14 protein-coding genes and 1 tRNA gene are annotated in these 13,079 nt (G+C 72.2%); 10 read left to right on the forward strand and 5 right to left on the reverse strand.

Features of this window, described 5'->3' with window-relative positions:
* The coding region (locus DZG00_RS06075) for a TetR/AcrR family transcriptional regulator C-terminal domain-containing protein (protein WP_199689795.1) at positions 1–310 on the forward strand (310 nt) is incomplete at its 5' end.
* Positions 311–347: 37 nt separating this feature from the next.
* Here the strand turns inward: DZG00_RS06075 and DZG00_RS06080 are convergent.
* Positions 348–420: transfer RNA gene (locus DZG00_RS06080), tRNA-Val, on the reverse strand.
* 91 nt (positions 421–511) lie between these two features.
* Here DZG00_RS06080 and DZG00_RS06085 point away from each other — a divergent pair.
* A complete protein-coding gene (locus tag DZG00_RS06085) occupies positions 512–1,201 on the forward strand; it encodes a DUF1345 domain-containing protein (protein WP_119381537.1) in 690 nt (229 codons plus the stop codon).
* Between the two features lie 24 nt (positions 1,202–1,225).
* Here DZG00_RS06085 and DZG00_RS06090 read toward each other — a convergent pair whose 3' ends face one another.
* Positions 1,226–1,699, reverse strand: coding sequence for a peroxiredoxin (locus DZG00_RS06090; protein ID WP_119381536.1), 474 nt, complete (start codon positions 1,697–1,699; stop codon positions 1,226–1,228).
* A 241-nt stretch (positions 1,700–1,940) separates the two neighbouring features.
* Between DZG00_RS06090 and aceE the strand changes: the two genes are divergently transcribed.
* The 6 genes from aceE to DZG00_RS06120 all read left to right on the forward strand — a co-directional run bounded on the left by aceE (position 1,941) and on the right by DZG00_RS06120 (position 9,641).
* Complete coding sequence (gene aceE, locus DZG00_RS06095; protein ID WP_119381535.1) at positions 1,941–4,667, forward strand: pyruvate dehydrogenase (acetyl-transferring), homodimeric type; 2,727 nt, start codon at positions 1,941–1,943, stop codon at positions 4,665–4,667.
* Between the two features lie 16 nt (positions 4,668–4,683).
* Positions 4,684–5,958: a PucR family transcriptional regulator gene (locus DZG00_RS06100; protein WP_119381534.1), complete on the forward strand. Its 1,275-nt coding sequence runs from the start codon at positions 4,684–4,686 to the stop codon at positions 5,956–5,958.
* Positions 5,959–6,052: 94 nt separating this feature from the next.
* Positions 6,053–6,973 carry an ACP S-malonyltransferase gene (locus DZG00_RS06105; protein ID WP_119381533.1) on the forward strand — a complete coding sequence of 307 codons (921 nt, stop codon included), beginning with the start codon at positions 6,053–6,055 and terminating at the stop codon, positions 6,971–6,973.
* A 31-nt stretch (positions 6,974–7,004) separates the two neighbouring features.
* Entirely contained in the window at positions 7,005–8,018 is a 1,014-nt protein-coding gene (locus DZG00_RS06110; RefSeq protein WP_119381532.1) for a beta-ketoacyl-ACP synthase III, read from the forward strand.
* Between the two features lie 53 nt (positions 8,019–8,071).
* Complete coding sequence (locus DZG00_RS06115) at positions 8,072–8,320, forward strand: acyl carrier protein (RefSeq protein WP_012038305.1); 249 nt, start codon at positions 8,072–8,074, stop codon at positions 8,318–8,320.
* A 79-nt stretch (positions 8,321–8,399) separates the two neighbouring features.
* Entirely contained in the window at positions 8,400–9,641 is a 1,242-nt protein-coding gene (locus DZG00_RS06120; protein ID WP_119381531.1) for a beta-ketoacyl-[acyl-carrier-protein] synthase family protein, read from the forward strand.
* Positions 9,642–9,733: 92 nt separating this feature from the next.
* Here the strand turns inward: DZG00_RS06120 and DZG00_RS06125 are convergent, their stop codons facing one another.
* A complete protein-coding gene (locus DZG00_RS06125) occupies positions 9,734–10,252 on the reverse strand; it encodes a DUF3145 domain-containing protein (RefSeq protein ID WP_119381530.1) in 519 nt (172 codons plus the stop codon).
* Between the two features lie 271 nt (positions 10,253–10,523).
* Between DZG00_RS06125 and DZG00_RS06130 the strand changes: the two genes are divergently transcribed.
* Positions 10,524–11,126, forward strand: coding sequence for a PadR family transcriptional regulator (locus tag DZG00_RS06130; protein WP_119381529.1), 603 nt, complete (start codon positions 10,524–10,526; stop codon positions 11,124–11,126).
* A 1-nt stretch (position 11,127) separates the two neighbouring features.
* Here the strand turns inward: DZG00_RS06130 and DZG00_RS06135 are convergent, their stop codons facing one another.
* Positions 11,128–11,979 carry a DUF1684 domain-containing protein gene (locus DZG00_RS06135; RefSeq protein WP_119381528.1) on the reverse strand — a complete coding sequence of 284 codons (852 nt, stop codon included), beginning with the start codon at positions 11,977–11,979 and terminating at the stop codon, positions 11,128–11,130.
* A 96-nt stretch (positions 11,980–12,075) separates the two neighbouring features.
* Between DZG00_RS06135 and DZG00_RS16980 the strand changes: the two genes are divergently transcribed.
* A complete protein-coding gene (locus DZG00_RS16980) occupies positions 12,076–12,264 on the forward strand; it encodes a hypothetical protein (protein ID WP_158586975.1) in 189 nt (62 codons plus the stop codon).
* A gap of 72 nt (positions 12,265–12,336) precedes the next feature.
* Here DZG00_RS16980 and DZG00_RS06145 read toward each other — a convergent pair.
* On the reverse strand, positions 12,337–13,079 hold a 743-nt coding region (locus tag DZG00_RS06145), incomplete at its 5' end, for a bifunctional 3'-5' exonuclease/DNA polymerase (protein WP_119455465.1).

The raw sequence follows: 13,079 nt of genomic DNA on the forward strand, positions 1-13,079 counted from the left end.
GGCGGCGCTCCTCGCCCATCGCGACGGCGCCGAGGTCGTGGCGAGCACCACCGCGATGGGGCTCGGGGCGACGGCCGCCCGCGACGCGCTCTCCGCCGCCGTCGCCGCCGGCGGATTCGATGAGGCGGACTGCGCCCGCGCGGCCTGGACGCTCCTGCACTTCGTCCTCGGGCACGTGGCGCACGAGCAGCAGCGCGGCCAGCTCGACCGGCTCGGTCTGCTGCCCGCCGGGGCGGTGGACGAGGACCCGGCGCGGGACTTCGCCTTCGGCGTGGACCTCATCGTGCGGGGCCTCGGGACCCTCGGCTGATCCCCCTCGACCGGATGCACGGGAAGGGGTGCGCGCGTGGGCCCTGCCGGGCTCGAACCGACGACATCCACGGTGTAAACGTGGCGCTCTACCAACTGAGCTAAAGGCCCCTGCGTCCGGTCGCCGGGCGCCCGGCCATGCTAGCCGACCGCGCCGGCGCGTCCCGGCCCCGCCCGAGCCGCGCGCCGTAGCCTCTCCTGCGTGCCCATCCACCCCTCTCGCCGGACGGTCGCGGAGCCGCGCTGGCCCGCCGCCGTCGGGCTGATCGTCGCCGTCGCCCTCTACGGCGTCGCGCCGACCGCCGTGCCCGTCGGCGTCCGCGTCGCGGTGGTCGTGATCGCCGTCGCGCTCCTCGTGCCGCTCGTCACGCTCAACCCGCGGCGGTTCACGCGGGAGACGAGGTGGTCCCGAGGGCTCGGGATCGGTCTCGGCGGGCTCCTCGTGGTCGCGAACCAGGTGAGCCTCGTCGTCCTGGTCATCGCGCTCGTCGACGCGTCGGAGGCGGGTCCGGAGCTGCTGCTGACGGCGCTCCAGGTGTGGGTGACCAACGTGCTGGCCTTCGCCCTCGTCTTCTGGGAGCTGGACCGCGGCGGCCCGGTGGCGCGCCGCACGCACGCGCGGGCCGCGCTCGCGCCCGCCGACTTCCGCTTCCCGCAGGACGAGGACGCCGGCGCCGTGTCGGAGGTCGCCCGCCGTTCGTCGGAGCACGCGGACTGGGTCCCCGGGTTCGTCGACTACGCCTACTTCTCGCTCACGAACTCGATGGCCTACAGCCCCACGGACGTCATGCCGCTGTCCCACCGCGCGAAGGCGCTGATGGCGCTGCAGGCGTTCGCCGGCTTCGTGATCCTCGCGCTCGTCATCGCCCGGGCCGTCAACATCCTGAGCTGATGCTCCGCGGCCGCGACGGGCGGATCAGGCGGGGACGAGCGCCAGGTCGCGGATGGCGGTGCGGTACGCCTCGAGCTCACGGGCCTCGCCCGGCGCGGTGATGAAGCTGCCGCGGATGATGCCGCGCGTGTCGATGAGGAAGGTCGCGCGGTTCGCGAAGCCCTTCTCCTCGAGGAAGACGCCGTACTCCTTCGCGACCTGGCCGTGCGGCCAGAAGTCGGCGAGGAGCTGGAAGTCGATCCCCTGCTGCTGGGCCCACGCCCGCAGCGTGTGCTTGCTGTCGACGCTGACGCCGATGAGCTCCACGCGGCTGTCGGCGAAGAGGCCGAGGTTCTCCTCGAGCTGGCACATCTCGCCCGTGCAGGTGCCGGAGAAGGCGAGGGGGAAGAAGACGAGGGCGACCGCGCGGTGTCCGCGGTACTCGCTCAACCGGACGCGCTCGCCGTACTGGTTGGCGAGCTCGAAGTCGGGAGCCTGTGTGTCGTTGGCCAGGGCCATGGGGTGCGGATCCTTCCGTGCCGGCAGATGTCCCCTGTCTGGCACGAGTGACGAGCTTACGCCGGGGATCCGCGAAGTCCAGCGGCAGGGGCGGTCGGCCGGTCCCGCGGGGCGCGCCGCACGTCGTCCGTGACCGTCGGTCGGCATGGGTAGGCTGGCTCTCGGCGTACGCGCGGTCTCGCACCCTTCGAGCCCCGTGGCACCGAAGACGATGTCTGCACACCACAGGAAGAGGTCGAGGGTGACTGTCAACGACCAGGATCCGTACTCGGTGAACCACACCGATCAGGATCCGGAAGAGACCGCCGAATGGAACGAGTCCCTCGACGGGCTCGTCGAGACGCAGGGCCGGGGTCGTGCGCGCGACGTCATGCTCAGCCTCCTCAAGCGCTCGAAGGAGCTGCACCTGGGTGTGCCGATGGTCCCGACCACGGACTACATCAACACCATCGCGCCGGAGAACGAGCCCGACTTCCCCGGTGACGAGGACCTCGAGCGCCGCTACCGCGCGTGGATCCGCTGGAACGCGGCCGTCACGGTGCACCGGGCCCAGCGTCCCGGCATCGCGGTCGGCGGGCACATCGCCACGTACGCATCCTCGGCCGCCCTCTACGAGGTCGGCTACAACCACTTCTTCCGCGGCCAGGACCACCCCGGCGGCGGCGACCAGGTCTTCGTGCAGGGCCACGCCTCCCCCGGCACCTACGCCCGCGCCTTCCTCGAGGGCCGCCTGAGCGAGCACCAGCTCGACGGCTTCCGCCAGGAGAAGAGCCACGCGGGCGGCGGCCTGTCCTCGTACCCGCACCCCCGCCTCATGCCGGAGTTCTGGCAGTTCCCCACGGTGTCGATGGGCCTCGGCCCGATCAACGCGATCTACCAGGCGCAGGCGAACAAGTACCTCACCAACCGCGGCATCAAGGACGCGTCCGACCAGCAGGTCTGGGCGTTCCTCGGCGACGGCGAGATGGACGAGGTCGAGAGCCGCGGCCAGCTCCAGGTGGCGGCGAACGAGAAGCTCGACAACCTCAACTTCGTCATCAACTGCAACCTGCAGCGCCTCGACGGGCCGGTCCGCGGCAACGGCAAGATCATCCAGGAGCTCGAGAGCTTCTTCCGCGGCGCCGGCTGGAACGTCATCAAGGTCGTCTGGGGCCGCGAGTGGGACGACCTGCTCGCCCGCGACACCGAGGGCGCGCTGCTCGACCTGATGAACCGCACGCCCGACGGCGACTACCAGACCTACAAGGCCGAGAGCGGCGCCTACATCCGCGAGAACTTCTTCGGGCGCGACGAGCGCACGGCGAAGCTCGTCGAGGGCTACACCGACGACCAGATCTGGAACCTCAAGCGCGGCGGCCACGACTACCGCAAGGTCTACGCGGCCTTCAAGGCGGCGAGCGAGCACACGGGCCAGCCCACGGTGATCCTCGCGAAGACCGTCAAGGGATACGGCCTCGGCCCGAGCTTCGAGGGCCGCAACGCGACCCACCAGATGAAGAAGCTCACGCTCGACAACCTCAAGCAGTTCCGCGACGAGATGCGCGTGCCGATCACGGACGCCCAGCTCGAGGCGGACCCGTACCTGCCGCCGTACTACCACCCCGGCCAGGACGACGAGGCCATCCGGTACATGCAGGAGCGCCGCCGTGCGCTCGGCGGGTACTCGCCGGAGCGCCGCACGGAGCACACCGCGATCTCGCTGCCGGACGACTCCGCGTACCGCATCTCGAAGAAGGGCTCCGGCACTCAGGAGATCGCCACCACGATGGCGTTCGTCCGGCTGCTGAAGGACCTCATCCGCGCGAAGGACTTCGGCAACCGCGTCGTCCCGATCATCCCGGACGAGGCCCGCACGTTCGGCATCGACGCCTTCTTCCCGACGGCGAAGATCTACAACCCGAACGGCCAGCACTACACGTCGGTCGACCGCGAGCTGCTGCTCTCCTACAAGGAGAGCCCGCAGGGCCAGATCGTGCACGTGGGCATCAACGAGGCGGGCGCCCTGGCGGCGTTCACGAACCTCGGCACCACGTACTCGACGCAGGGCGAGCCGCTCATCCCGATCTACGTCTTCTACTCGATGTTCGGGTTCCAGCGCACGGGCGACGCGATCTGGGCGGCCGGCGACCAGATGGCGCGCGGCTTCCTCATCGGCGCCACGGCGGGACGCACCACGCTCACGGGCGAGGGCCTCCAGCACGCCGACGGGCACTCGCTCGTCCTGTCGCAGACGAACCCGGCGATCGTGTCGTACGACCCGGCGTACGCCTACGAGATCGGCCACATCGTGCGGTCCGGCCTCGAGCGCATGTACGGCGGGGAGCACGACGACCCGAACGTCATGTACTACCTCACGGTGTACAACGAGCCGATCATCCACCCGGCCGAGCCCGAGGGCGTGGACGTGGACGGCATCGTCCGCGGCGTCTACAAGCTCAAGGACGGCTGGACCGACGGACCCAAGGCGCAGCTCATGGCGTCCGGCGTCGCGGTCCCGTGGGCCCTCGAGGCGCAGCAGCTGCTGGCCGACGACTGGGGCGTGTCCGCCGACGTGTGGTCCGTCACCTCGTGGGGCGAGCTCCGTCGCGACGGCCTTGCCGCCGAGGAGCACAACATGCTCCACCCGCACTCCGAGACCCGGGTCCCGTACCTGGAGGAGAAGCTGCGTCACGCCGAGGGCCCGTTCGTCGCGGTCACCGACTTCTCGCACGCGGTGCCCGACCAGATCCGGCAGTTCGTCCCCGGCGACTACTCGACGCTCGGGGCCGACGGCTTCGGCTTCTCGGACACGCGTCCGGCGGCCCGTCGCTTCTTCGCGATCGACGGCCCGTCCATGGTCGTGAAGACCCTGCAGCGCCTGGCGAAGCAGGGCAAGGTCGACCAGGACGCGCCGAAGTGGGCGATCGACAAGTACCGCCTGCTCGACGTGAACGCCGGGACGACCGGATCGGCCGGCGGCGAGGCGTGAGCTGCGCCGACCTGACGTGACCCCGAGCGACCGGCACGACACCGACGTGGAGACCGGGGAGACGAAGGCGGAGACGCTCGCGTGGCTCCGGTCCCTGTCGGGCGAGCTCGCCAGCGCGACGCTCAAGCGGCTCGAGGACACGCTGCCCTGGTACGGCGACATGCCGCCGGGGCGGCGGTCCGCCGTCGGGCTCGTCGCCCAGGCCGGGATCACGTCGTTCATCCACTGGTACGACGATCCGGACTCGACGCCGTGGATCGCCGCGGACGTCTTCGGCGCCGCTCCACGCGAGCTCCTGCGCTCGGTGACGCTGCAGCAGACGCTGCAGCTCATCCGCGTCACGGTGGAGGTCGTCGAGGACCGCGTCCGCGACCGGCACCGCACGGTGCGCGACGCGATCCTGCTGTACTCGCGGGAGATCGCGTTCGCCGCGGCCGACGTCTACGCGCGGGCCGCCGAGGCCCGCGGCCTGTGGGACGCCCGGCTCGAGGCGCTCGTCGTGGACAGCATCCTCTCGGGCGAGTACGACGACGAGCTCCCCTCGAGGATCGCGGCGCTCGGCTGGCACGGGCACGGCGAGGTGTCGGTGCTCGTGGGCACCGCTCCCGCGGTCCTCGACGTCGACCAGCTGCGCCGCACGGCGCGGCACCTCGACGCGGACGTGCTGATCGGCGTCCAGGGCAGCCGCCTGGTCCTCGTGATCGGGCGCGCGTCCCCCGCGGTCGTCGATCCGGAGGCGGCGGCGCCCGAGGCTCCCCCCGTCACCTTCCTCGAGATCGCGACGCAGCTCGAGCCCGGCTTCGGCGCGGGCCACCTCGTCCTCGGGCACGAGGTGCCGAGCCTCGTGGAGGCGTCCCGGAGCGCGCGGGCGGCTCTCGCGGGCTTCGCCGTAGCGCGCTCGTGGCGGAACGCGCCGCGGCCGACGCTGGCCGACGACCTGCTGCCGGAGCGCGCCCTCGCCGGCGACCCGCTGGCCCGTTCGACGCTCATCAACCGGATCTACAAGCCGCTGCAGGCGCACTCGACGGAGCTGCTCACGACGCTGTGGTGCTACCTGGACACCGGCCGCTCGCTCGAGGCGACGGCGCGCGAGCTGTTCGTGCACCCGAACACGGTGCGGTACCGCCTCAAGCGCGTGTCCGACGTCATCGGGTGGGACGCCACGGGCGCGCGCGAGGCCCTCATCCTGCAGGCGGCGCTCATCATCGGCAGCATCGCGGAGGCCGGCACCACGGTCCCCAAGCAGCAGGGATCCGGTCGGGCCCGTCCGAAGCGCCAGGCGGCACGGTGACGCGCCCCGCGTGTGGCATCGCCACAATGTCGTCCCGGATCCTCTGTGGGATGTCGACTCCGGCGCGCCCGGATGCGGGCGGGAAGATGGACGGATGATCATCGTCGTCTGCCCGGGTCAGGGCTCCCAGAAGCCCGGCTTCCTCTCCCCCTGGCTCGAGCACCCCGAGCACGCGCGCCGGCTCGGCGAGCTGGGCGACGCCGCCGGTCTCGACCTCGTCACCCACGGCACGACGTCCGACGCCGACACCATCCGCGACACCGCCGTCGCGCAGCCGCTCATCGTCGCCGCCGGCATCATGGCCCTGCATGCGCTCCTCGCCGACGGCCGCGACGCCTACGTCGCGGGCATCGCCGGCCACTCCGTCGGCGAGATCACGGCCGCCGCCGGCGCCGGGATCCTCACGGACGCGGAGGCCATGGCCGTGGTCCGCACGCGCGGCGACGCGATGGCCGAGGCCGCCGCCGTCACCCGCACCGGCATGAGCGCCGTCGTCGGCGGCGATCAGGATGCGGTCCTCGCACGGCTCGCCGAGCTCGGACTCGAGCCCGCCAACTTCAACGGCGGCGGCCAGATCGTCGTCGCCGGAGCCCCCGAGGCCCTCGCGGCGCTCCAGGAGGAGCCCCTCCGCGGCACGCGCGTCATCCCCCTCCAGGTCGCCGGCGCGTTCCACACGCACCACATGGCGCCCGCCGTCGAGAGGCTGCAGGCCGCGGTCGCGCCGCTCGCGCCCCGGGATCCGCGCTTCCCGATCTGGACGAACCGGGACGGCAGCCGCGTCGAGTCCGGCGCTGCGTACCTCGACCTGGTCGTCGGCCAGGTGGCGAGCCCGGTGCGCTGGGACCTCTGCATGGAGGCGTTCGACGCCGCGGGCGTCACGGGCCTCATCGAGGTCGCCCCCGCCGGAGCGCTCACCGGCCTCGCCAAGCGCGGGCTCAAGGGCCTCCCGACGCTCGCGCTCTCCACGCCCGACGACCTCCCGGCGGCCATCGACATGCTCGACGCGCACGCCTGATCCCGCCTCACCCGACACCGAACAGGCACCCATGACCGACCAGCCCCGCCCCACCATCCAGACCGCGCCCGTCGTCGAGCGCTTCACCCGCATCTGGGGCCTCGGCGCCGCCCGGGGCGAGCTCGACGTCCCGAACGACGACCTCGTCGGCCCGATCGACTCGTCCGACGAGTGGATCCGCCAGCGCACCGGCATCATCACGCGCAAGCGCGCCGGCGCCGACGTCGACGCGGTCGACCTCGCGACCACCGCGTCGCTGGAGGCCATCGCCAAGGCGGGCATCCGGCCGGAACAGATCGGCATCGTCCTCGTCTCGACCGTCAGCAACACGGTGCAGACCCCGTCGATGGCCGCGCTCCTCGCCGACCGCATCGGCGCGAACCCCGCGCCGGCCTACGACATCTCGGCCGCGTGCGCCGGGTACACCTACGGCATCGCGCAGGCCGACTCCTTCATCCGCTCGGGCCTCGCCGAGTACGTCCTCGTCGTCGGCGCCGAGAAGCTGTCCGACATCGTCGACCCGACCGACCGCTCGATCTCGTTCCTGCTCGGCGACGGCGCCGGTGCCGCGATCGTGGGCCCGAGCGACACCCCCGGCATCTCGCCGACGGTGTGGGGCTCCGACGGCTCGAACTGGGACGCGGTCGGCATGACCGGCACCCTGAAGAGCATGCGCGACGGATCCGCGTGGCCGACCCTCCGCCAGGACGGCCAGAAGGTCTTCCGCTGGGCCGTCTGGGAGATGGTCAAGGTCGCCAAGGAGGCGCTCGACCGCGCCGGCATCGCGCCCGACCAGCTCGCCGCCTTCATCCCCCACCAGGCCAACATGCGCATCGTCGACGAGTTCGCGAAGCAGCTGGGCCTGCCGGAGTCCGTCGCCATCGCGCGCGACATCGCCACCACGGGCAACACCTCCGCCGCGTCGATCCCGCTCGCCACGCACCGCCTGCTCGAGGAGGACCCGTCGCTCTCGGGCGGCCTCGCCCTGCAGATCGGGTTCGGCGCCGGGCTCGTCTTCGGCGCGCAGGTCGTCGTCCTGCCCTGAGCCCCACCGACCCATAAGCTGTTCCGGTCATCACGAACCACGAGGAGATACACATGGCACTGTCCACCGAAGAAGTCCTGGCCGGCCTGGCCGAGCTCGTCAACGACGAGACCGGGATCGCCACCGACACCGTCGAGATGGACAAGTCGTTCACCGACGACCTGGACATCGACTCGATCTCGATGATGACGATCGTCGTCAACGCCGAGGAGAAGTTCGACGTGAAGATCCCCGACGAGGAAGTCAAGAACCTCAAGACCGTCGGCGACGCGGTCACGTTCATCACCAACGCGCAGTCCTGACCGCGCGGAGCATGGCCGGTCCCGCATCCGGGGCCGGCCATCTCCCTCCCCCGTTCCCGACGTCGAGGAGACGCCACGCATGACCACCCCCAAGAAGATCGTCGTCACCGGCATCGGCGCCACGTCGCCCCTCGGCGGCACCGCCGAGGACACCTGGCAGGCGCTCCTCCGCGGCGAGTCGGGCATCACGACCCTCGAGCAGGACTGGGTGGCCAAGTGGGAGATCCCCGTCACCTTCGCCGGTCAGGCCAAGGTGCCGTCCTCCGAGGTCATGCAGCGCATCGAGACCAAGCGCCTCGACCCCTCCAGCCAGTTCGCGCTGACCGCCGCGCGTGAGGCGTGGGCCGACGCCGGATCCCCCGAGGTCGACCCGCTGCGCTTCGCCGTCGACTGGGCGACCGGCATCGGCGGCGTGTGGACCCTGCTCGACGCGTGGGACACCCTCCGCGAGAAGGGCCCGCGTCGGGTCCTCCCCATGACCGTGCCCATGCTCATGCCGAACGGCCCCGCGGCCGCTGTCGGCATGGACCTCGGCGCGCGCGCCGGCATCCAGACCGTGGTCTCCGCCTGCGCCTCCAGCACGGAGTCGATCGCGAGCGCCTACGAGCACCTCCAGGCGGGACGCGCGGACATCATCGTCGCCGGCGGGTCCGAGGCCTCCATCCACCCGCTGCCCATCGCGTCGTTCGCCGCGATGCAGGCGCTCTCCAAGCGGAACGACGATCCGCAGCGCGCGTCGCGTCCCTATGACATCGCCCGCGACGGCTTCGTGCTCGGCGAGGGCGGCGCCGCCCTCGTGCTCGAGACCGAGGAGCACGCCAAGGCCCGCGGCGCCCGCATCTACGCGGAGCTCGTGGGCGGCGCCGTCACGAGCGACGCGTTCCACATCACCGCCCCGGACCCCGAGGGCACGGCCGCGGCGCGCGCGATGATCCAGAGCATCGAGGGCGCGGGCTACTCCCGGAGCGACGTCTCGCACATCAACGTCCACGCGACGAGCACGCCCGTCGGCGACATCGCCGAGTACAAGGCGCTCGAGCGCGTGTTCGGCGACGCCGTGCACGGGATCCCGGTGAGCGCCACCAAGGCGTCGACGGGTCACCTGCTCGGTGGGGCGGGGGCCATCGAGGCCGTCTTCACCGTGAAGGCGCTGGCGGAGCGAACCGCTCCCCCGACCATCAACCTCACGGAGCAGGATCCCGACATCCCGCTCGATGTGGTCACGTCCCCGCGGTCGCTCGGCGACGGCGACCTCCTCGCGATCAGCAACTCGTTCGGCTTCGGCGGGCACAACGCGGTCATCGCGTTCCGCAGCGTCTAGCGGCACCACGACGAGAGGCCCCGACCTGATGGTCGGGGCCTCTCGTCGTGCAGGCGGGCGGGGAGGAGCCGCGCGCCGGGTGCCAGTGCCGGTCAGCCGACCTTGTGCAGCCAGACGACGGGGCTGAAGTCGCTCGCGTGGCGGAACGCCTCGAGCTCGTCGTCCCAGGCCTGGCCCATGGCGAGGCGCAGCTCGCGGTGGAGCTCCAGCGTGTTGGATCCCGCGATGTCGAGGGCGTACCGGATCCGGTCCTCGGGGATCACCGTGTTCCCGGCCGTGTCGGTCTGCGCGAAGAAGACGCCGAGGTCGGGCGTGTGCATCCAGCGCCCGCCGTCGCGACCGGGCCCGGCATCCTCGGTGACCTCGTAGCGGAGGTGCTCCCAGCCGCGCAGTCCGCTGGCGATGGCGGCGCCGGACCCCTCGGGGCCCTCCCAGTAGTACTCGGCGCGCATGGCGCCCTTCAGCACGGGCTGCGGGTCCCACGTGAAGTTCACGGCGTGACCAAGCGCACGACCGGCGGCCCATTCGACATGGGGGCAGAGCGCGCGAGGGGAGGAGTGCACGTAGAGCACTCCTCGAGCCGGTCTTGAGTTGGCGACGGGTGCTTCCATGGGGTCTCCTCCATCCGATCAGATGCGTCTTCCCCAACGATCTGCGTGCGATGGACGAGCTCCACACCTGCCGGTGCGGCCGGCGCGGACGCCGACGGGTCTCATCATGCCGGGTGATCCTGTGCGCGGGCAACACGCGGGTCGCGACGCGCCGGTCAGCGGGTCGGTCGGTCGGTGCGGTCGTCTCGGGGCGGCGGGTCCCGCCGGGATGCATGCCGGGAATGCCTATGCTCCAGGTGGCGGCCCAGGCGGGCCGGGAGACGAGGCGGGGATGTCGGTGCGGCACGCGCTCCTCGCGGTCCTCACGGAGGGCACCTGCTACGGCTACCAGCTGCGGACGGAGTTCTCGCGGCGCACGGGCACCGCGGCGCCCCTCAACGTCGGGCAGATATACAACACGCTCGACCGGCTGGAGCGCGACGGCCTCGTCGTCAAGGGCGAGACGGACGACGCGGGTCACGTGCCGTACACGATCACCGCGGCCGGTACCGCGGAGGTCGATGCGTGGCTCTCGGCGAGCGTCGGCGCCGTCGGGGCGCGCGACGAACTGCTCGTCAAGGTCACGCTCGCGATGTCGCTCCCCGGGGCCGACGCGCTGGAGGTCGTTCGGACGCAGCGGGCCAGCTCCAGTGCCGAGGCGGAGGCCCTCGCGCGGATCCGGCAGGACCTCGAGGCGGAGGGCGGCGAGCCCGCGCTCGCGCGACTGCTGGCCGTCGAGGCGCAGGAGGCGCAGGTCGCTGCGCGGCGGACATGGCTCGACGCCGCGGAGCGCCGGATCGGCGAGGCACGCGTGACCGGCACGCGACCCGCGGGGTTGGCCGCCGCTCCACGGCGAGGGCGACCCGCGCGGGCTCCCGGCGGATCCGCCGCCTGAGCTAGTGCAGCAGGCCGCCGCCCCTGGCCAGCACGTTCTTCTCCCCCGCCTCGATGGGCACGGCGAAGCGGTTCTGCTTGGGCGGCATCGGGCAGTTGAAGTTGTAGCTGAACGCGCACGGCGGCAGGTAGGCGCGGTTGAAGTCGAGCGTGATCGTGCCGTCCGGGGAGGGCGCCACCATCAGGAACCGCCCGACGCCGTAGGTGGACTCGCCGCTCGTGGCATCCGAGAACACCAATAGGAGCGCGCGTCCCTCGCGGAACGCGGCGAGCGAGTAGTCGACGCCGTCCTTCGTGAACGTGATCTCGCCGGGCACGATCTTGTCCTTGGTGGCGCCGTCGTCCTTGAGGTGCTCGAAGCCCATCGCGCGTCCGCCCTCGATGGGGGTGAAGTCCGCCTTCACGACCCACTCCTCGGAGTACGGGAAGGCGTCGATGCCGCCGAAGTCGCGGATCGCGTCGGACTGCGCGTCCCACACGCGGAGCGCGTACGCGCCCTCCTCGCTCGCGATGACGAAGGCCGACACGGTGTCGCTGGCGACGACGGACGACGGCTGCGGGTCGTCGCGGCCGCGCACGATCGCCTCGCCGTCGACGAGCACGCCGTCGACCCGGAGGCCGTCCGCCGCGGTCGCCTCGACGCGGAGGCCGGAGACGCCGGGCTCCAGGGGCGACCACGTGCCGGGGATGCCGAAGACGGGCTGCGGCGCCGCGTCGTGGGAGATCCACTGCGTGTTCACGAGGGCGAGGTTCCCCTGGGGCAGGACCACCATCTGCTCGCGCCGGGAGCGGTAGACGGCGAGGACCTCCGCCGGATCGGTGGGTGCGGGGGTGGCGGTCGCGGGATCGGTCATGGTCCCATCCTCGCCGTCGGCGAGGCCCCGGCCAAGTCGTCCGCGTGTCCGCCCTCCGGGGTTCCCCGCGGCGGACCGCGAGCGTACGGTCGGACCATGAGCACAGATCACGAGAGCACCTCGACCGACGACGACGGCACGACGACGCACACCGAGGAGCACGTGGAGTCGTCCTCCTCCTCGGTCACCGAGGAGAGCGGATCCGGCGACCAGACCCCCGACGGCTCCGGCAGCAACACGAGCGAGGGCGACGACCACGAGGGCGACGTCGGCTCCGGCGGCTGATCCCCTCTCCCCCGCATCGCGACGCCCGGTCCCCGAGGGGGCCGGGCGTCGTCGTGTCCGGGGTCGGACGCCTCACTTGGCCTGGGCGTAGTCGTCGACCACGGCGATCGTGACGGGGAAGTCGACGGGCGCGTCGCCGAACAGCAGCCGTCCGGCCTCCGCGGCCGCATCAGCCACGGCTGCGCGGACCTCGTCGACGCGGTCGTCCGGCGCGTGCACCATGACCTCGTCGTGCAGGAAGAAGACGAGGTGCGGGCGGGACCCGGGGCGCTCCATCGCGGCCAGCCGCCGACGCAGGCCGGCGAGCCAGCAGAGCGCCCACTCGGCGGCGCTCCCCTGGACGACGAAGTTGCGGGTGAACCGCCCCTGGTCGCGCGCGGACGTGCGGGCGCGGGCGGCATCCGCCTGGGACGCCTCGCCCGCGCGGCCGATCTGCTGCACGTCGACCCACGCATCCCCCGGCGGCGGGGACGAGCGCCCGAGCCGCGTGCTCACGACGCCGCCGCTCTCCCCCGCGCGTGCCGCGCGCTCCACGTAGCCGGTCGCCCGCGGGTAGGCCCGCACGAGCCGCGGCATGAGGCGGCCGCTCTCGCCCGAGGTCGCTCCGTACATGGCACCGAGCATCGCGACCTTCGCGTGAGCGCGCGTATCGACGACCCCGGCGTCGACGAGGCCCTGGTAGAGATCGCTGCCCCGGCCCGCGTCCGCCATCGCGCGATCCTCGGCCAGCGCGGCGAGCACGCGCGGCTCGAGCTGCGCGGCGTCGGCGACGACGAGCCGCCAGCCGGGATCCGCGCGGACGGCCGACCGGATCT

The organism is Clavibacter lycopersici (assembly GCF_003576405.1).
Taxonomy (GTDB): domain Bacteria; phylum Actinomycetota; class Actinomycetes; order Actinomycetales; family Microbacteriaceae; genus Clavibacter; species Clavibacter lycopersici.

Coding starts and splice junctions, on each gene's coding strand:
- DZG00_RS06115 (WP_012038305.1), top strand. CDS start 8,072: ATGGCACTGTCCACCGAAGAAGTCCTGGCCGGCCTGGCCGAGCTCGTC.
- DZG00_RS06105 (WP_119381533.1), top strand. CDS start 6,053: ATGATCATCGTCGTCTGCCCGGGTCAGGGCTCCCAGAAGCCCGGCTTC.
- DZG00_RS06120 (WP_119381531.1), top strand. CDS start 8,400: ATGACCACCCCCAAGAAGATCGTCGTCACCGGCATCGGCGCCACGTCG.
- DZG00_RS16980 (WP_158586975.1), top strand. CDS start 12,076: ATGAGCACAGATCACGAGAGCACCTCGACCGACGACGACGGCACGACG.
- DZG00_RS06110 (WP_119381532.1), top strand. CDS start 7,005: ATGACCGACCAGCCCCGCCCCACCATCCAGACCGCGCCCGTCGTCGAG.
- DZG00_RS06125 (WP_119381530.1), bottom strand. CDS start 10,252: ATGGAAGCACCCGTCGCCAACTCAAGACCGGCTCGAGGAGTGCTCTAC.
- DZG00_RS06135 (WP_119381528.1), bottom strand. CDS start 11,979: ATGACCGATCCCGCGACCGCCACCCCCGCACCCACCGATCCGGCGGAG.
- DZG00_RS06130 (WP_119381529.1), top strand. CDS start 10,524: ATGTCGGTGCGGCACGCGCTCCTCGCGGTCCTCACGGAGGGCACCTGC.
- DZG00_RS06090 (WP_119381536.1), bottom strand. CDS start 1,699: ATGGCCCTGGCCAACGACACACAGGCTCCCGACTTCGAGCTCGCCAAC.